Genomic DNA, 18,517 nt, shown 5'->3' with positions numbered 1-18,517 from the left:
CGCGCGGCCGGCGGTCGGCTACGCCTGCTGATCGTCCTCGCGTAGCCGGCGGTCCAGGGCCATCGACAGTTCGGCGTCCACCACCGCCTGGGCGAGCGTGCGCAGTTGCTCCGGCTCGGTCTGCGCGGTGTGGGCGCGCAGGACGCGTACGAAGAGGTCGGCGAGGGCGTCGGCGTGCTCGCGGACCTGGCGGCCCGAGGAGAGCACGGCGTCGAGCGGGACCCCGGCACGCACCAGTTCGGACGACGCGTCCAGCAGGCGCCTGCTGATGTGGACGATCTCGTCGCCGTCTGTGCCGAGGTAGCCCAGCTCCATGGCGGCGGCGAGGTTCTCCGCCGTGGCCTGGTCCTGGAAGTAGTCGGCGAGCTGCTCGGGCGTGAGCCGGACCGGGGTCTCCTCGGTCGGTTCGCCCAGGCCCAGTACCTCGGCGACATCGCGGCCGCTGTCGAAGGTGGTGGCGAGGTCGGCGATGCCGTTGAGGGTGTGACCCCGCTCCAGCAGGCCCGTGATGGTGCGCAGCCGGGCCAGGTGATGGTCGTCGTACCAGGCGATGCGCCCCTCGCGGCGGGGCGGCTGGATGAGGCCGCGCTCGCGGTAGAAGCGCAGGGTGCGCACGGTGATGCCGGCCTCCTCGGCCAGCTCCTCCATGCGGTACTCACGGTGCTCGCGTCCTTCAGCCACACCCGCACCCTATGTTGTACCGCCGGTAACTTTCCTCGCCCCGACCCCTACCCATCAGTACGGAGCTGTTCTACCCTCCCAACAATGCCAGTGATTGCTGGCAGAGTCGTGTCACGTACCGCGGGGAGGCGGCAGCATGGCCCAGCACGAACACGTACGAGTGGCGGTGATCGGATCCGGATTCGGGGGCCTCGGAGCCGCGGTCCGGCTCCGCCGTGAAGGCATCACCGACTTCCTGGTCCTCGAACGCGCCGACGCCGTGGGCGGCACGTGGCGGGACAACAGCTACCCGGGCTGCGCCTGCGACGTACCGTCCCACCTGTACTCCTTCTCGTTCGCGCCCAACCCCGACTGGCCGCGCACCTTCTCCGGACAGGAGCACATACGGGCCTACCTGGAGCACGTGGCCGACACCTTCGGGCTGCGTCCGCACATCAGGCTCAACCACGAAGTCACGGTCATGCGCTGGGACAACGACGAGCTGCACTGGGTGATCGAGACGGCGAACGGCTCCACGATCACCGCCGACACGGTCGTGTCCGCCACCGGTCCGCTCTCCGACCCGAAGCTGCCGGACATACCGGGGCTCGCCGACTTCCCCGGCAAGGTCTTCCACTCCGCCCGGTGGGATCACGACTACGACCTGAGCGGCAAGCGCGTCGCCGTGATCGGCACCGGAGCCTCCGCGATCCAGATCGTCCCGGAGATCCAGCCGAAGGCCGGCCGGCTCACCCTCTTCCAGCGGACCCCGCCCTGGGTGATGCCGCGCATGGACCGTGCCATCAGCGGCGCCGAGAAGTGGCTGCACCGCGCGCTTCCCTTCACGGCCACCGCGCGTCGCGGACTCCTGTGGGGCATCCGGGAGTTGCAGGTGGGCGCCTTCACGAAGCACCCCAACCAGCTCGGCCTCGTCGAGACGATAGCCAAGTCGAACATGGCACGGGCGATCAAGGACCCCGCGCTGCGGGCCAAGCTGACCCCCTCGTACCGCATCGGCTGCAAGCGCATCCTGCTCTCCAACGCCTACTACCCGGCGCTCGCGCAGCCCAACGTGGACGTGATCACCTCCGGCCTCTCCGAGGTGCGGGGTTCCACCCTGGTCGGGTCGGACGGTACGGAGACCGAGGCCGACGTGATCATCCTCGGCACCGGCTTCCACGTGACGGACATGCCGATCGCCACCCGCGTCGTCGGCGCCGACGGCATCACCCTCGCCGAGTCCTGGAAGGACGAGATGCAGGCGCTGCGGGGTGCGACCGCGGCCGGCTTCCCCAACTTCATGACGATCATCGGCCCCAACACGGGGCTCGGGAACTCCTCCATGATCCTCATGATCGAGTCCCAGCTGAACTACCTGGCCGACTACATGCGCCAGCTGGACGTCCTGGGCGGGCGCGCCGCACTCGACGCGCGGCCCGCCGCCGTCGGCGCCTGGAACCGGCGGGTCCAGGACCGGATGAGGCGGACCGTCTGGAACACCGGCGGCTGCACCAGCTGGTACCTCGACGACAACGGGCGCAACACCACGGTCTGGCCGGGCACCACGGCCGAATTCCGGAGGGCCACACGCTCGGTCGACCTGGGTGAGTACGACGTCGTCCGGCCCTCCGTCACCCGGTCCGCGGCGCAGGCCGTGGCCGAGGAGGCCGCACGATGAGCCGGCTGACGCACCTCGCGAACACCCCGCCCGTGCCCGTGCCCGTGCGTGAGCTGAGCGTCGTCTCCGCCGACGGCTCGCGCCTCCATGTCGAACTGCACGGCCCCGAGGGCGCGCCGGCCGTGGTCCTGGCCCACGGCTGGACCTGCAACACCCGCTTCTGGGACGCGCAGGTGCGGGACCTGGCCGTGGACCACCGGGTCGTCGTCTACGACCAGCGGGGTCACGGCCGTACGCCCGAGGCCGGACCTGACGGATACAGCACGCGTGCGCTGGCCGACGACCTCGAAGCGGTACTGAAGGCCACACTCGCGCCGGGGCAGAAGGCGGTGCTCGGCGGGCACTCGATGGGCGGGATGACGCTGATGGCGGCGGCCGGCCGCGACGCCGTGCGGGAGCACGGGGCGGCCGTGCTGCTGTGCAGCACAGGCAGCTCGCGTCTGACGGCGGAGTCGCTGGTGCTGCCGCTGAGGGCCGGCGCCTTCCGCACGCGGATGACCGCGGCGGTCCTCGGCGCGCGTGCGCCGCTCGGTCCCGTCAACGCGGTGTCGAGGGCCATCCTCAAGTACGCCACGATGGGGCGCGGTTCCGCCCCGGACCGGGTGGATGCCTGTGCCAGGATCGTCCATGCGTGTCCGCGCGGCGCACGTGTCGCCTGGGGGCACGTGCTGGCGGAGCTCGACCTCGAGGCGCGTCTACGGGAGCTGCGGCTGCCGACCGCGGTGATCGCGGGTACGGAGGACCGGCTGACGCCGCCCGTGCACGCGAGGGCCGTCGAGGCGGCGCTGCCGAACAGTCTCGGGCTCACCGAGCTGGCGGGTATGGGTCACATGACCCCGGTCGAGGCGCCCGAGGTGGTCACGGCGAAGCTCCGCGAGCTGGTGGCCTTGTACGTCACTGTGGATGGTGCGGGCAGCACGGCGGCAGCCGTGCGCGAGGAGGAGATCGCATGAGCGGCAGGCGGAGTCTCGAAGGACAGGTTGTCGTCGTCACGGGCGCGGCGCGCGGAGTGGGCGAGCTGCTGGCCCGGAAGCTCTCGGCGCGGGGCGCCACACTGGCGCTGGTCGGCCTGGAGCCGGACGAGCTGAAGAAGGTCTCGGAACGGCTGCATTCGGACAGCGACCACTGGCACGCGGACGTCACCGACCACGAGGCGATGAGCCGGGTCGCCCAGGAGGTCAAGGCGCGCTTCGGCAAGATCGACGTCGTCGTGGCGAACGCGGGCGTCGCCACCGGCGGCCCGCTCGTGGACTCCGACCCGGAGGCGTGGCGGCGGGTCATCGAGGTGAACCTGATAGGCGGCGCGGTGACGGCGCGGGCGTTCCTGCCGGTGCTGATGGAGAGCCGCGGTTACTTCCTCCAGATAGCGTCGCTGGCCGCGATCACGCCCGCGCCGATGATGAGCGCGTACTGCGCGTCCAAGTCGGGTGTGGAGGCGTTCGCGCACTGCCTGCGCGGCGAGGTGGGTTACCGGGGCGTGAAGGTCGGCGTCGGTTACCTGTCCTGGACCGACACGGACATGGTGCGCGGTGCCGACGAGGACGACGTCATGCGGGAGTTGAGGCAGCGGCTGCCGTGGCCGACGAACCGCACCTACCCTCTGGGTCCGGCGGTCGACCGGATCGTGGCGGGGATCGAACGGCGCTCCCCGCACGTGTACGCCCAGTGGTGGCTGCGCGGGATGCAGTCGATCCGGGGGTACCTGCCGGCGGTGATAGGGACCGTCGGGCAGCGCGAGATGAAGCGGTTCGGGTCTCGGCTCGACGGCGTGAGCAAGGGGCTGGTGGGGGCCGGCGGCGAGGCTGACCAGCAGGCGCGAGTCCGGCGCGGATGATCGAAATGCGATGAATGTCCGGGTGTGTAAGTCTGATCGAGGTCCCACCGGGGCCAACCCCACGCACCCACATAGGAGTGAACAGCATGGGTATCGCAGACCAGTTCAAGGACAAGGCGCAGGAGCTCGCCGACCAGGCCAAGCAGCAGAAGGCCGGCGGCAAGCGCGACGAGGCGCGTGAGCGTTCCTCCGACCGCTCGGACCGCGCCTCGGACCAGACGCAGGGCCGTCGGCCCGGCGCGCGGGACCGGGCGCAGGACGCGGCGGACCAGACGCGTGAGCGTTTCGAGCGCTGACGGCCGACGCGCCAGCGTCTGCGGTCTGTTGGGGCGTACCCGGACTTCCGGGTACGCCCCTTCTCGTGCGTGGTGTGCGGGTGCGTGGTGTGCGGGTGGGGGGTGTGGTGCGGTCCCGCGCCGGGGCACTGCCCGGACCACCGCTCATGGCGAGCGGTGGATCACCTCGGGGGGAGTGGGGGCCTGCGCAGGTCCGGGGCCGTGTCGTAGGTCGGGGGTGTGGCCGCGGGGTGGGCGGCGAGGAGGTCCAGGGCCACCCTGACCGCGTCGTCCAGCACCGCGTGGCGGCCCTCCGCCCAGTCCAGCGGTGTGCGCAGTGCCTCCAGGTCGGGCTCGACGCCGTGGTTCTCGACGGACCAGCCGTACGTGTCGAACCAGGCCGCGTTCATCGGCACCGTGATCACCGTGCCGTCGCCGAGCCGGTGGCGCCCGGTCATCCCGACGACGCCGCCCCACGTGCGCTGGCCCACCACCGGCCCCAGTCCCAGCAGCCGGAACGCGGCCGTGATCATGTCCCCGTCGGAGGACGTGGCCTCGTCGGCGAGGGCCACGACCGGCCCCCGGGGCGCGTTGGACGCGTAGGAGACCGCCTGGGCGTTGCGGGTGAGGTCCCAGCCGAGGATCGTGCGGGTGAGCTTCTCGACGACCAGTTCGCTGATGTGGCCGCCCGCGTTGCCCCGTACGTCCACGATCAGCGCGGGGCGCGACACCTCCAGCCGCAGGTCACGGTTGAACTGTGCCCAGCCGGAGCCGCCCATGTCGGGGATGTGCAGATACCCGCATTTGCCGTGGCTCAACTCCCGTACGACCTCGCGGCGTTTGGCCACCCAGTCCTGGTAGCGCAGCGGACGTTCGTCGATCAGGGGGACGATCGCGATGCGCCGGGACCGGCCGCCGCACTCACCCCCGGCCGGGCGGAACGTCAGCTCCACCGTGGTGCCGCCCGCCGCCGTCAGCAGCGGGTACGGCCCTGCCACCGGGTCGACCGGCCGGCCGTCCACGTGGGTGAGGACGGCTCCCTCCCGGATGCCCGTACCTGCGAGCGGCGAGCGGGCCTTGGAGTCGGATGACTCGCCGGGCAGGATGCGCTGGACCGTCCAGTCGCCGTCCCGGCAGACGAGGTTGGCGCCCAGCAGCCCGATGGCCCGCTGGTAGTGCGGCGGGCCCTCGTTGCGGCGGGCGGGCGAGACGTACGCGTGGGAGGTGCCCAGCTCGCCGAGGACCTCGCGCAGGAGATCGGCGAACTCGTCGGGGGACGCGACGCGTTCGACCAGCGGACGGTACTGCTCCAGTACGCCGTCCCAGTCGATGCCGCACATGTCCGGTTCCCAGAAGTAGGACCGGATGATGCGCCCCGCCTCCCCGTACGCCTGCCGCCACTCGGCTGCCGGGTCGACGTCGTGCAGGATGCGGCGCAGGTCGAGGAAGACGGTCGTGTCGTTGTCGCCGGGCTCGTTGGACGGTACGGCGCGCAGCTCGCCGTCGTCCATGACGACCAGCCGGGTCGCGTCACCGCTGACCGCGAACCAGTCGAGGTGGCCGACCAGTTCGGTCCTGCGGGCCTTGGCGATGTTGAAGTGCTCCAGGGTGGGGCGGCCCGACATGTCCGCCGGATTCGCGAACGTCTCCCCCAGTGCGCCGGAGATCGGCCAGCGCAGCCAGACGAGGCCACCGCCGCTGACGGGCTGGAGTCCCGAGTACTTCGACGCGGAGACCGGGAACGGGGTCACCCTGTTCTCCAGCCCCTCGAACTCCACCATGACCGTCGACCCCTCGACGGGGCCCTCGGGGATGTCGACCGGGTCGAGGCCGCCCGCCGCGGGCCTGCCGTCCGGGAGCAGGGCGAAGGGGGAGGGCGTGGCCGAGGAGAGGGGGACCAGGTACGGGCGGCAGCCCAGCGGGAAGGAGAGGTCGCCGGTGTGGACGTCGTACACCGGGTCGAACCCTCGCCAGGAGAGGAAGGCGAGATAGCGGCCGTCGCCCGTGAAGACGGGGTTCTCGTCCTCGAAGCGGCCGTTGGTGACATCGACTGTCACCGGGGCGCCGGGGCCGGTGATCCGGGCCAGCTTGATCTGCCGCAGCGCCCGGCCGACACCGGGGTGCGACCAGGTCAGCCAGTGACCGTCCGGGGAGAAGGCCAGATCGCGCACCGGGCCGTTCAGCGAGCGGATGAGTTCGGTGAGGCCCGTTCCGGTGGCCTCGGCCCCGGAGCTCCCGGCCCCGACGCCGGGGGTTTCCGGCGGGGCGAGGACGTCCAGCGGGGCGACGGTCCTCGGCGGGGCCACGGCCTCGGCGGGCTCCGTGCCGTCCTCCTCGAGGGAGCCCTCGCCCAGGTCCACCGGCTCCTCCCTCGTGTCCAGCAGCAGCAGCCGGCCGTCGTTCGACGCGATGGCCAGCCGCTCGCCCTCCGGGTCGGAGATGAGCTCGTGGACCCTGCCCAGCTGTCCGGCGGCCAGCCTGCGGGGCGGTCGGTCGCCGCTGGCCCTGGGGAGGTGGGCGATCTCGACGGCGTCCTCACCCTCCGCGTCCGTGACGTACGCGACCTGACCGCTGCTGCCGAGCATCAACGGCAGCCGGACCCGCACCCCCGGGGTGTCGGCGATCGTGCGGGCGGGGCCGTCGCGGTGGGTGAGCCAGTACAGGCTGCCGCGTACGGAGACGGCGCTCGCCCGGCCCGTCTCGTCGACGGACAGCGAGTCGACATGGCTGGACGCCGGTACCTGGTACGTACGCCGGCCCGTCCGTGGTCCTCCGAGCCGCACCTCCAGCTTCCGGGGCAGCGCGTCCGGCGACTCCAGATCCTCGACCAGCCACAGGTCGCCGCCGCACTGGTAGACGACCCTGCTGCCGTCGCTGGAGGCGTGCCGTGCGTAGAACGCGTCGTGGTCCGTGTGCCGCCGCAGGTCGCTGCCGTCCATCAGGCAGGAGTAGAGATTGCCGACGCCCTCGTGGTCGGAGAGGAAGGCGATCCGGCGCCCGACGAACATCGGCGCCTCCAGGTGCCCGCCGATGTCCGGCAGCAGCCGTTCGCCGTGCAGCCACAGCCGGCCCGTGGCGCCGCCCCGGTACCGCTTCCAGGCCGCCGGCTCGTGCGGCGGCTTTCCGGTGAGGAGCAGGGTGCGCCGGGTGCCGTCGATGTCGGCGACCGCGATGTCGGACACCGGCCCCCAGGGAAGCTTGCCGCCGGGGCTGCCGTCGGTGGGGACGCTGTACGCCCAGGAGAAGTACGAGAACGGCTGGTTGTGGGAGGACACGGCGAGGATCTGGGACGAGTCCCCGGGGTCGGGACTCCAGCCGCAGACCCGGGCGTCGGTCGAACCCCAGTAGGTGAGTCTGCGGGCGGGCCCGCCGTCGACGGGGGCGAGGTGGATCTCCGGGTCGAGCGTGCGCCAGGTCGTGTAGGCGATACGGCGTCCGTCGGGCGAGAAGCGCGGATGACCGACCCTGGTCCGGTCGACAGTCAGCCGCCACGCCCGGCCGGGCCGCTGCCCCTCCGGGGCGAGAGGGGCGACCCAGAGGTCGTCCTCCGCCGCGAAGCAGAGCAAGTCCTTGTGGAGGTGCGGGAAACGGAGATACGCGACGTCGTCACTCACCCTCCAATGCTTTCCGCGCGAAGGGCCCGCGGCAACTTGTGGTGCAGGACACAAGCGAAACTGTTTCGTTTCGCTGAGGGCGGGGAGTATCTTCGAAGTGTACGAAACAGTTTCGTTCCGCTAGTGGATCTTCGGCTGGCGTACGATCCAGCAGGCGCAAGGAAGAGGAGGTCGACCCATGGCACGCAGCCGGCTCACGCCCGAACGCGAGAGCGAGCTGTACGCCGCTGTGCTCGATCTGCTCGGCGAGGTCGGCTACGAAGCCCTGACCATGGACGCCGTTGCCGCCCGCACCCGTTCCAGCAAGGCCACCCTCTACCGCCAGTGGGGGAGCAAGGCCGAGCTCGTCGTCAAGGCGCTCCGGAGCAACAAGCCGGTGCACCTTGCCGAAGTCGACACCGGATCGCTCCGCGGTGACTTCCTCGCCGTGATGGCGCGCACCGACGACTGCGAGATGGAGAAGAACTCCGCGCTGATGCGGGGTCTGAGCCATGCCGTCCACGACAACCCCGATCTCTTCCAGGCGCTGCGGGAACTGCTGATCGAGCCGGAGATCACCGGCCTCGGAAGCATGCTCCAGCGGGCCGTGGACAGAGGAGAAGTGCGTCCGGGCAACCCGGCGCTCCCCTATGTCCCGCACATGATGATCGGCGCCTTCGCCGCTCGCGAGCTGGTGGACAGCCGGCCCGTCGACCAGGCGTTCCTCACCGACTACGTCGAATCCGTGGTGTTCCCCGCCCTCGGCGTCTGACGTCCCCCGGTGCGGGTCGCACGCCCCGTACCGACCACCTGCAGCACCCGTATCCGTCTCCGACGCTCCACCTGACACGCCGCTCTCGTCGTCGGGCTGGTTCCTCACGCCCTTTTCCACTCCACGACCTGACCGGGAGTAACCCCTCCGTGGCTACATTCCTGTACAAACTGGGACGGCTCGCCTTCCGGCGGCGCCGTTACGTCGCTCTCATCTGGGTGGCGCTGCTGGCGCTGGCGGGCTTCGGTGCCGCCTCCGCGTCCACCGCCACGTCCAGTTCCTTCTCGATCCCGGGCACGGAGGCCCAGCGGGCCTTCGACCTGCTGGACGAGCGTTTCCCGGGAGGCAGTGCCGACGGCGCCACCGCCCGGGTCGTCTTCAAGGCACCCGAGAGCGAGAAGGTCACCACAGCGGCCAACAAGGCCGACATCCAGAAGATCGTCGGCGAGCTGAAGTCCGGCTCGGACCAGATCGCCTCGGTCGCCGACCCGTACGCGGCGAACGCCGTCAGCAAGGACGGCTCGACCGCCTACATCTCCGTCTCCTACAAGGTGAGCTCCATGGAGCTCACCGACGGGACGCGCGAGGCGCTGGAGGACGCGGGCGAGGCCGCGCGGAGCGGCGGGATGTCCGTCGAGATCGGCGGTGACGCGCTTCAGGTCATGCCGCACACCGGCGTTACGGAGGTCATCGGCGTCGCCGTCGCGGCCGTCGTGCTGGTCATCACCTTCGGGTCGCTGATCGCCGCGGGGCTGCCCCTGCTGACCGCCCTCATCGGCGTCGGTATCGGTGTCTCCCTGATCACGGCCCTGGCGAACGTGCTCGACCTGGGATCCACCACCTCGACGCTCGCGATGATGATCGGTCTCGCGGTCGGCATCGACTACGCGCTGTTCATCGTCTCCCGCTACCGCGCCGAACTGGCCGAGGGCCGGGAGCGGGAGGAAGCGGCGGGACGGGCCGCCGGTACTGCCGGGTCCGCCGTGGTCTTCGCGGGCCTGACCGTCGTCATCGCGCTGGCCGGCCTCGCCGTCGTCGACATCCCGATGCTGACGAAGATGGGCTTCGCCGCCGCCGGGACCGTCGTGATCGCCGTCCTCATCGCGCTCACCCTGGTCCCCGCGATGCTCGGCTTCGCCGGGAAGCGGATCATGGGCCGCAAGGCCCGCAAGGCCGCCGAGGCGGAGAACGCGCCGGACGCCAAGCCGAACATGGGTGTCCGCTGGGCGCGCTTCGTGCTGCGGAAGCCCGTGTGGGTGCTGCTGGTCGGTGTCGTGGGCCTCGGAGCCATCGCCGTTCCGGCCGCCTCGCTGGAGATGGGCCTGCCGGACGACGGCTCGCAGCCGAAGAGCACCACGCAGCGCCAGGCCTACGACCTGCTCTCCGACGGATTCGGTCCCGGCTTCAACGGTCCGCTGCTCGTGGTCGTGGACACCGAGGACAGCTCGGACGGCAAGGCCGCCGTCGACCAGGTCTCCCAGGAGATCGAGGGCATCGACCACGTCGCCGCCGTCACCCCGGCCACCTTCAACAAGGCCGGCGACGCCGCGACCATCCCCGTCATCCCGCAGGACCGGCCGAGCTCGACCGACACGGAGAACGTCGTCCACGCCATCCGTGACGCGGGCACGGACGTCAAGGGCGACACCGGCGCCGAGGTGCTGGTCACCGGTGCCACGGCGATGAACATCGACTTCTCGCAGAAGATGAACGACGCGCTTCTGCCCTACCTGGCACTCGTCGTCGGACTGGCCTTCCTGCTCCTGACGGTGGTCTTCCGTTCGCTGCTGGTACCGGTCAAGGCGGCCCTCGGCTTCCTGCTCTCGGTCGTCGCGGCCCTGGGCGCGGTCGTCGCGGTCTTCCAGTGGGGCTGGCTCGCCTCGCTCTTCGGGGTCGAGCAGACCGGCCCGATCATGAGCATGATGCCGATCTTCATGATCGGTGTGGTCTTCGGACTCGCCATGGACTACGAGGTCTTCCTGGTCACGCGGATGCGCGAGGCGTACGTCCACGGGGAGACGCCCGGCCAGGCGATCGTCACCGGCTTCAGGCACGGGGCCCGGGTGGTCGTGGCGGCCGCGGTGATCATGATGGCCGTCTTCGCCGGCTTCATCGGCTCCAGCGAGTCGATGATCAAGATGATCGGCTTCTCGCTGGCCATCGCCGTCTTCTTCGACGCCTTCGTGGTGCGGATGGCCATCGTGCCGGCGGTGCTCGCCCTGCTCGGCGAGCGCGCCTGGTGGCTGCCGCGCCGGCTGGACCGCCTCCTGCCCAACGTGGACGTGGAGGGCGAGGGCCTGCGCAAGGACCTCGCCGACGGCCCGGCCGAAGGCGGCGGGGAGCGGGAGCTGGTCCGCGTATGACCCACGGTGCGCGTCGTGGCGCGGGCCACGGCGCGCACCGTACAGGCCCCGGGGTCCGCGTCCGAGCGGAACGCGTCCCCGGAGCGCCGGTTACCTGTGGGGACGGGGGACCGGGGCGACAGGGAGCCCCCGTGCACGCGGCACGGGGGCTCCCGCCCGTTCAGGCGCGGGCGGCGGTGGACGTGGTGGCTGCCGGCCGCTTCACCGTCGCCGCGCGGGTCCGTGCCAGGAAGCGGATGAGGGGCGCCTTGTCGAACTGGAAGACGGCGACCCCGTCCGGCGCGTGCAGTTCCAGGACCAGCTGGGCCCGGCCGCACGGCCATACCCGTATGTCGTCCCGGGTGGCGGGGGAGCGCAGGCCGCGTTCCAGGAGGTCGAGGCCGAAGGCCCAGTCGACTCCGCCGGGGAGCCGGACGTGGAGGGTCTGCGGCTCCCCGGGCTCGAAGCGCAGCTCGACGGGGACCAGCCGGGGGTCGGGGCCGTCGGTGATGAGCCGGGCGCGGGCGTGTTCTTGAATCACGAGGGACATGGGCCGGCTCCTCCTGTGTGAAAATCTCTTCCCCTAATGTCCCATATTCTCCCATTTGGGCACGTCGGGGATGTGGTAGTTGTCATCCCTGTGCTCTTGCGAACTATTTGCAACAGGGCTCTATCATGGAGCGTTTTCCGACCCCGCCGGCAGTACCCCCGAAAGCGGAGCCACTCCATGCATGTACCCGACGGATTCATCAACGCACCCGTCTCCGCTGTCGCCGGTGTCGTCGCGGCGGGCGCGGTCGCTGTCAGCCTCCGCGGCGCGCGGCGGGAACTCGGGGGAGAACGGGCGGCCCCGCTGGCCGGACTCGTCGCCGCCTTCATCTTCGCCGTGCAGATGCTGAACTTCCCCGTCGCGGCGGGCACCAGCGGCCATCTCCTGGGCGGGGCGCTCGCGGCGATCCTGGTCGGGCCGTGGACCGGCGTGCTCTGTATAGCGGTCGTCCTGCTGATGCAGGGCATCCTCTTCGCCGACGGCGGCCTCACCGCGCTCGGCGTGAACATCACGGTGATGGGGGTCGTGACCACCGTCGTCGCCTACGTGGTCTTCCGCGGGCTGACCCGTGTGCTGCCCCGCACCCGCCGCTCGACGACCGTCGCGTCCTTCGTGGCCGCGCTGGTCTCGGTGCCGGCCGCCGCCGTCGCGTTCACCCTGGTCTACGCGGTCGGCGGGACCACCGACGTCCCCTTCGTCAAGGTCCTCACGGCGATGACCGGTGTCCATGTCCTCATCGGCATCGGGGAGGCGGCCATCACCGCGCTGACCGTCGGTGCCGTGATCGCGGTGCGCCCCGACCTCGTACACGGGGCTCGCGGACTCGCCGCTCCGCTCAAGCTCCGCGTCGACGGCGAACTCGTCGACGCCCCGGCCGCCCCCGCCGCCCCTCCCGCCCCCGCCGCGGCCCGCTCCACGCGCAAGGTCTGGGCGACCGGCCTGGCCGCCGCGCTCGTCCTCGCCGGCGTCGTCTCCTTCTACGCCTCCGCGAACCCCGACGGCCTGGAGAAGGTCGCCGCCGACAAGGGCATCGACGAGAAGGTCCAGGAACACGACGCCGCCGGCTCCCCGCTCGCCGACTACGGCGTCAAGGACGTCAGCGACGCCCGCGTCTCCGGAGGCCTCGCCGGGGTGATCGGCGTGGGCGTCACCGTCGCCGTCGGCAGCGGCGTGTTCTGGGCCGTGCGCCGGCGCCGTACGCCGGAGGCACCCCACTCCCGCACCACCGAGTCCGTCTGACATGGGCGCCGGCCACGCACACAAGCTCTACCGGCACGGGCACTCCCCCGTCCACGCTCTGCCCCCGCACTGCAAGCTCGCCGCCGTCCTCTGCTTCGTCGTGGCCGTCGTCTCCACCCCGCGCGAGGCCGTGTGGGCCTTCGCGGTCTACGCCGCGCTGCTCGCCGCAGCCGCCGCGGTGGCCCGGATCCCGCCCGGCTTCCTGCTGAAGCGGCTGGTCATCGAGGTGCCGTTCGTCGCCTTCGCGTTCCTCATGCCCTTCGTCGTGCCCGGCGAGCAGACCGAGCTGCTGGGTGTCTCCGTCAGCGTCCCCGGCCTCTGGGGCGCCTGGAACGTGCTCGCGAAGGGCACCCTCGGGGTGGCGGCCTCGGTGATCCTGGCCTCGACCACCGAACTGCGCTCGCTGCTCCTCGGCCTCCAGCGCCTCCGGCTGCCGCCCCTGCTCGTCCAGATCGCGTCCTTCATGATCCGCTACGGCGACGTCATCACCGACGAACTGCGCCGGATGTCGGTCGCCCGCCGCTCACGCGGCTTCGAAGCCAGGGGCGTACGGCACTGGGGCGTGCTCGCCAAGACGGCGGGCGCCCTCTTCATCCGGTCCTACGAGCGCGGCGAACGCGTCCACCTCGCGATGGTCAGCCGCGGCTACACCGGCACCATGCCGGTGATCGACGACGTGACCGCCTCCCGCACCGAGTGGGCGCACGCCGCGGCACTCCCCGCCCTCGCCCTCGTCGTTTGTCTGCTGGGATGGACCCTATGAGCCTGCCCACCGCCCCCGCCCCGTCCCTCGAGGTCAGCGGCCTCGCCTACGCCTATCCCGACGGCCACCAGGCCCTCTTCGGCGTCGACCTGACCGTGGCCCGGGGCGAACGCGTGGCACTGCTCGGCCCCAACGGCGCGGGCAAGACCACCCTCGTCCTGCACCTCAACGGCATCCTCGACGCGGGCGCCGGAACCGTCCGGGTCGCCGGGCTGCCCGTCGGGAAGCGGCACCTCGCCGAGATCCGCCGCCGCGTCGGCATCGTCTTCCAGGACCCCGACGACCAGCTCTTCATGCCGACCGTCCGTGAGGACGTCGCCTTCGGACCCGCCGCGGCGGGACTGCGCGGCCCCGAGCTGGAGGAGCGGGTCGTGACCGCGCTGCGGCGGGTCGGCATGGAGGAGTACGCGGCGCGGCCCCCGCACCACCTGTCCTTCGGACAGCGCCGCCGGGTCGCCGTCGCCACCGTCCTCGCCATGGAGCCGGAGATCCTCGTCCTGGACGAGCCCTCCTCCAACCTGGACCCGGCCTCCCGCCGCGAACTCGCCGACATCCTGCGCTCCCTGGACGTCACCGTGCTGATGGTCACCCACGACCTGCCGTACGCCCTTGAACTCTGCCCGCGTTCCGTCATCCTCAGCGACGGGGTGATCGCCGCCGACGACCGCACACAGGAACTGCTGTGCGACGACGAACTCATGCGCAGGCACCGGCTGGAGCTGCCCTTCGGCTTCGACCCGCGTTCCGTGTCCGTACCGCGTCCGTGAACAGATGGTGACCCGGCACCCGTTGCACCAGCCGCGCGATGCACCATGGGGAGATGAGCGGGAGCGCGGGAGTAGGCGTGGACGTACGGGGCACGGTGGCGCCGGGATTCGAGGCGGTACGGGACGCTTTCGTCCGTAACTTCGAACAGCGCGGGGAACGGGGAGCGGCCGTGGCCCTCTACCACCACGGCCGCAAGGTCGTGGACCTGTGGGCCGGGACGAGAGATGTCGACGGCACCGAACCCTGGGCCGTGGACACCGTGCAGATCGTCCGCTCCGCCGGGAAGGGCGTCGCCGCCGCCGTACCGCTGCTGCTGCACCAGCGCGGACAGGTGGACCTCGACGCCCCCGTCGGCACGTACTGGCCGGAGTTCAAGGCGAACGGCAAGGAGCGCGTCCTCGTGCGCCACCTCCTCGCCCACCGCGCGGGGCTGGCCGCCCTCGACGCGACGCTGACGCCCGGGGAGGCCGCGGACCAGGTGTCGGGGCCGCGGGCCGTGGCCGCCCAGCGGCCCCAGTGGGAGCCCGGCACCGATCACGGGTACCACGCCCAGACCTACAGCTGGCTCATCGGCGAGCTGGTGCGCAGGGTCACCGGGCGGACCATCGGACGCTGGGTCGCCGAGGAGATCGCGCGCCCGCTCGGACTGGACTTCTGGTTCGGCCTCCCGGCCGACGAGGCGCACCGGATCGGACGCATCGGCCCCGTCGAGGCCCCGGCGGTGGAGGGCGGCGGCGCTCTCCGCACCCGTCCCAAACGCTCCGTCGTCGAGGCCTACAGCGACCCGGCCTCGCTCACCCGCCTCGCCTTCGGGGCGATCGACCCCTTCCCCGACGAGAACGACCGGGCCTACCGTGCCGCGGAACTCCCCGCTTCCAACGGCGTCGCCACCGCACGCGGGCTCGCCCGCTGCTACGCCGCGATGATCGGCGCGGTCGACGGACAGCGCCTCTTCGCCCCCGCCACCCTCACCCTGGCCCGCACCGAGGAATCCACGGGCCCGGACCGCGTACTGGTCGTCAGTACCCGTTTCGGCCTCGGCTACATGCTCCACGGCCCGGCGGCGCCGCTGCTCGGCCCCGGGTCGTTCGGGCACCCCGGCCGCGGTGGTTCGCTGGGCTTCGCCGACCCCGAATCGGGCATCGCGCTCGGTTACGTGACGAACGGCCTGCAGAAGGGAGTTACCGCCGACCCCCGTGCCCAGGCCCTGGTCAGAGCAGTACGGTCGGCGCTATGACTCCTCCTCGCTTCCACGGGTACGCCGCGCTCCTCACCGGCGCGGGACAGGGCATCGGGGCGGCCACGGCCCGCCGGCTCGCCTCCGAGGGTGCGGCCGTCCTGGTCACCGACCTGGACGCCGGCCGCGCCGGGCGCACGGCGGCCGGGATCCGCGAAGCGGGCGGCACCGCCGAAGCCCTGGCCTGCGACGTGGGCGACGCGGCGGCGGTCGACGCGGCGGTGGCCCACGCGGTCACCGCCTTCGGGCGGCTCGACATCCTGGTCAACAACGCCTACGCCAACCACGACGACGCCGCGCTCTTCGAGGACGAGGCGGACGAACCCTGGGCCCGCACCCTCGACATCACGCTGACCGGCCCCTACCGCTGCTCCCGCGCCGCACTGCCGCACCTGGTGGCCTCCGGCCGGGGCGCCGTCGTCAACATCGGCTCGGTCAACGGCGAACAGGACTTCGGCGGCCACGCCTACAGCGCCGCGAAGGCGGGCCTGGCCAGCCTGACCCGCACGCTCGCCGGCCACGCGGGACCACGTGGCGTACGCGTCAACCTCGTCGCACCCGGCACGATCCGCACGGACGCCTGGGCGGGCCGCGACGCCGAACTGGAGCGGGCCGCCGCGCTCTACCCGCTCGGGCGGGTCGGCGAACCGGACGACATCGCGTCCGCCGTCGCCTTCCTCGCCTCCCGGGACGCGGCCTGGATCACCGGCATCACCCTGCGGGTGGACGGCGGCCTCCTCGCCGTCAACAGGGGCTTCCGCGCGGCGATGTCGGGTGGCCGGGACGAGCGCACGGGTGGCACCGGTGGGTGACTTCTTCGAGCGCGTGGTCGATCTGGAAGCGACGGCCGAGGAAGCCGGGCCGCTCGCCGGGCGGGTGGTCGACTGGCTGGCCGCCGAGGGGATCATCACGCGCGCGACGAGCGGGGACGGCGTGTACAGCCCGTCCACCGACCACGGATACGTGCCCGGGCCCGACTGGGCGAGGGCGGTGGCCGATGCCTCGGACCCCTCGTGGCTGCCCGGCCCGGTGGCCGTACTCGTCGGTCGCGCCCACCACGTCGGCGGCCAGGGCGAGGACGAGGCGGATTCGGTGACCTGCCCTCGGTGCGCGGCCCGCACCGTCGTCATCGACTATCCGGAGTCGTTCGAGGCGGACGAGGAGGTCTGGCAGCCGTTCCGGGAGGGCATCGAGGCGTGGAAGGCGACGGGGCGGGGCGAAGTACCGTGCCCCGCCTGCGGTGTTCCCGTACCCGTCACGGAGTGGGACTTCGGACCCGAATTCGACCTCGGTGCACTCGCCTTCGACTTCTGGGGGTGGCCGCCGCTCGGCGTCCGCTTCCTCACGGAGTTCCGCGCCAGGCTGGGGCACCGCACCGGAACGCAGTCCGGCAAGTTCTGATGCCTGCCGTTCAACTGGCGTGCAGCATCAGCCCGATGCCGAGCACCATCAGCCCGGCCGCGGCGATCCTCGGCCCCCCGAACCGTTCCTTGAAGAACAGCGTCCCTATCGCGGCACCCACGATGATCGAGGACTCGCGGAGGGCGGCGACCGGGGCGAGCGGGGCCTTCGTCTGCGCCCACAGGACGAGACCGTAGGCGCCGACCGAGAGGGCCGCGCCCAGGAGTCCGCGCGCCACGAACGGCCGCAGCCGGGCTGCCAGTCCGCCCCGCCTGCGCCAGTAGGCGTACGCGGGGATGGTTATGCCCTGCACGGTCATCAGCCAGGCGATGTAGCCGGCCGGTGTCCCCGAGGCGCGTACCCCGACCCCGTCGACCGTGGTGTATCCGGCGATGGCGAGGCCCGTCGCGAGGGCCGCCAGGATCGCCGGCCGGTGAGGGCGCCCGCCGGAGCCGCGGATGCCCCACAGGGCCAGCCCGACGAGCCCCGCCGACGCCACCGCGACACCCGCCGTCGCCCAGCCGTCCGGGCGCTCCCCGACGAAGACGGCGGCCAGCACCGTCACGACGAGCGGGGCCGTGCCCCGGGCGATCGGATACGTCTGGCCGAAGTCGCCCAGGCTGAACGACCGCATCAGCAGCAGCATGTACGCCACGTGAAGGCCCGCGGAGACGAGCAGATACGGCCAGGCACCGGCCGCCGGAAGCGGCGCGAAGCAGGCCAGCGCGACCCCGACCAGCGCCCCGCCGCCGGAGATCAGGGTGAAGGACAGCAGTTGGTCACGTATGGCGTGGGCGATGGCGTTCCAGCCCGCGTGCGTGATCGCGGCGGCCAGGACAGCCGCCACCACCAGCGGGGTCACACCGTCCGCTCGCGTACGTCCGTCACGGTTCCGCCGGCGTACGCGACCAGGCTCTGCGGGTCGAGCGGGAAGACCGTGTGCGGGGTGCCCGCCGCCGCCCAGACCACGGTGTGGCCGAGGAGCCCCCGGTCGGCCAGCACCCGGGTCTTCGTACGGTGGCCGAAGGGCGGCACCCCGCCGATCGCGATCCGGTGGTCTCCCGGACCAGGTCCGCCCGCGCCCGCTCGACCTTCCCGGCGCCCAGTTCGCTCCGCACGAGCTCCATGTCGACCCGCGAGGCGCCGTCCATCAGGACCAGGACGGGTACGCCGTCCGCCTGGAAGATCAGGGACTTGACGATCTGGCTGAGCTCGCAGCCGATCGCCGCGGCGGCCTCGACCGCGGTGCGCGTGGCGTCGGGGAAGCGGCGTACCTCGACGTCCAGGCCCAGCACACGCAGTGCTTCGGCGAACCGGGGATGGGCGTCGGACGAGGTCGTGGCGGGGGTGGCGTCGGAAGTGCTCATACCCGGCACGCTACTGAATCGTCGCGGGGACGGACCAC

Annotated in this window: 16 protein-coding genes and 1 pseudogene; 12 read left to right on the top strand and 5 right to left on the bottom strand. The window is 71.9% G+C overall.

The features are described 5' to 3' along the window. Positions 1 to 18: 18 nt before the first annotated feature. Positions 19 to 648 carry a MerR family transcriptional regulator gene (locus tag OO67_RS17795; protein ID WP_033301461.1) on the bottom strand — a complete coding sequence of 210 codons (630 nt, stop codon included), beginning with the start codon at positions 646 to 648 and terminating at the stop codon, positions 19 to 21. 169 nt (positions 649 to 817) lie between these two features. Here OO67_RS17795 and OO67_RS17790 point away from each other — a divergent pair, with 169 nt between their 5' ends. The 4 genes from OO67_RS17790 to OO67_RS17775 all read left to right on the top strand — a co-directional run bounded on the left by OO67_RS17790 (position 818) and on the right by OO67_RS17775 (position 4,468). Further along, the gene (locus OO67_RS17790; protein WP_033301459.1) at positions 818 to 2,338 is read left to right on the top strand and encodes a flavin-containing monooxygenase; all 1,521 of its coding nucleotides are present in this window, start codon (positions 818 to 820) and stop codon (positions 2,336 to 2,338) included. Continuing rightward, positions 2,335 to 3,291, top strand: coding sequence for an alpha/beta fold hydrolase (locus OO67_RS17785; protein ID WP_033301456.1), 957 nt, complete (start codon positions 2,335 to 2,337; stop codon positions 3,289 to 3,291). Before OO67_RS17790 ends, OO67_RS17785 begins: the two co-directional genes overlap by 4 nt. Next, complete coding sequence (locus OO67_RS17780) at positions 3,288 to 4,172, top strand: SDR family oxidoreductase (protein WP_033301453.1); 885 nt, start codon at positions 3,288 to 3,290, stop codon at positions 4,170 to 4,172. Before OO67_RS17785 ends, OO67_RS17780 begins: the two co-directional genes overlap by 4 nt. An 86-nt stretch (positions 4,173 to 4,258) precedes the next feature. Beyond that, positions 4,259 to 4,468, top strand: a complete 210-nt coding sequence (locus OO67_RS17775; RefSeq protein WP_033301450.1) for a hypothetical protein — start codon at positions 4,259 to 4,261, stop codon at positions 4,466 to 4,468. A gap of 161 nt (positions 4,469 to 4,629) precedes the next feature. Here OO67_RS17775 and OO67_RS17770 read toward each other — a convergent pair whose 3' ends face one another. Continuing rightward, a complete protein-coding gene (locus tag OO67_RS17770; RefSeq protein ID WP_033301448.1) occupies positions 4,630 to 8,061 on the bottom strand; it encodes a S41 family peptidase in 3,432 nt (1,143 codons plus the stop codon). Between the two features lie 178 nt (positions 8,062 to 8,239). Between OO67_RS17770 and OO67_RS17765 the strand changes: the two genes are divergently transcribed. Together OO67_RS17765 and OO67_RS17760 are read left to right on the top strand one after the other, a co-directional pair. Next, positions 8,240 to 8,812 (top strand): TetR/AcrR family transcriptional regulator, encoded by a 573-nt coding sequence (locus tag OO67_RS17765; RefSeq protein ID WP_033301445.1) that lies wholly within the window; start codon positions 8,240 to 8,242, stop codon positions 8,810 to 8,812. 149 nt (positions 8,813 to 8,961) lie between these two features. Next, positions 8,962 to 11,175 (top strand): MMPL family transporter, encoded by a 2,214-nt coding sequence (locus OO67_RS17760; protein ID WP_033301442.1) that lies wholly within the window; start codon positions 8,962 to 8,964, stop codon positions 11,173 to 11,175. Between the two features lie 160 nt (positions 11,176 to 11,335). On the opposite strand, the gene OO67_RS17755 is transcribed toward OO67_RS17760, so the two are convergent. After that, positions 11,336 to 11,704, bottom strand: a complete 369-nt coding sequence (locus tag OO67_RS17755; RefSeq protein ID WP_033301441.1) for an SsgA family sporulation/cell division regulator — start codon at positions 11,702 to 11,704, stop codon at positions 11,336 to 11,338. 177 nt (positions 11,705 to 11,881) lie between these two features. Between OO67_RS17755 and OO67_RS17750 the strand changes: the two genes are divergently transcribed. The 6 genes from OO67_RS17750 (at position 11,882) to OO67_RS17725 (ending at position 17,112) form a co-directional block, all read left to right on the top strand. Continuing rightward, positions 11,882 to 12,943, top strand: a complete 1,062-nt coding sequence (locus tag OO67_RS17750; protein ID WP_033301440.1) for an energy-coupling factor ABC transporter permease — start codon at positions 11,882 to 11,884, stop codon at positions 12,941 to 12,943. A 1-nt stretch (position 12,944) separates the two neighbouring features. Next, positions 12,945 to 13,706: a cobalt ECF transporter T component CbiQ gene (cbiQ, locus tag OO67_RS17745; RefSeq protein WP_033301438.1), complete on the top strand. Its 762-nt coding sequence runs from the start codon at positions 12,945 to 12,947 to the stop codon at positions 13,704 to 13,706. Continuing rightward, positions 13,703 to 14,473: an energy-coupling factor ABC transporter ATP-binding protein gene (locus tag OO67_RS17740; protein WP_033301437.1), complete on the top strand. Its 771-nt coding sequence runs from the start codon at positions 13,703 to 13,705 to the stop codon at positions 14,471 to 14,473. Before cbiQ ends, OO67_RS17740 begins: the two co-directional genes overlap by 4 nt. A 77-nt stretch (positions 14,474 to 14,550) precedes the next feature. Then, positions 14,551 to 15,711, top strand: a complete 1,161-nt coding sequence (locus OO67_RS17735) for a serine hydrolase domain-containing protein (protein ID WP_033301436.1) — start codon at positions 14,551 to 14,553, stop codon at positions 15,709 to 15,711. Next, positions 15,708 to 16,523 (top strand): SDR family NAD(P)-dependent oxidoreductase, encoded by an 816-nt coding sequence (locus OO67_RS17730; protein ID WP_033301435.1) that lies wholly within the window; start codon positions 15,708 to 15,710, stop codon positions 16,521 to 16,523. Before OO67_RS17735 ends, OO67_RS17730 begins: the two co-directional genes overlap by 4 nt. Next, on the top strand, positions 16,516 to 17,112 hold the full coding sequence (locus OO67_RS17725; protein WP_033301752.1) for a hypothetical protein: 597 nt from the start codon (positions 16,516 to 16,518) through the stop codon (positions 17,110 to 17,112). The genes OO67_RS17730 and OO67_RS17725 overlap by 8 nt, the downstream gene beginning before the upstream one ends. Positions 17,113 to 17,122: 10 nt before the next feature. Here the strand turns inward: OO67_RS17725 and OO67_RS17720 are convergent, their stop codons facing one another. Together OO67_RS17720 and OO67_RS17715 are read right to left on the bottom strand one after the other, a co-directional pair. Further along, entirely contained in the window at positions 17,123 to 17,974 is an 852-nt protein-coding gene (locus OO67_RS17720; protein ID WP_033301433.1) for an EamA family transporter, read from the bottom strand. Beyond that, positions 17,971 to 18,479, bottom strand: a pseudogene (locus OO67_RS17715) (YbaK/EbsC family protein). Before OO67_RS17715 ends, OO67_RS17720 begins: the two are co-directional and overlap by 4 nt. Positions 18,480 to 18,517: the final 38 nt, after the last annotated feature.

Source organism: Streptomyces atroolivaceus (assembly GCF_000717025.1).
In the GTDB taxonomy this organism is placed as follows: domain Bacteria; phylum Actinomycetota; class Actinomycetes; order Streptomycetales; family Streptomycetaceae; genus Streptomyces; species Streptomyces atroolivaceus.
Note: the sequence above shows the minus strand (reverse complement) of the source record. Positions and strands in the feature narration are given on the sequence as shown.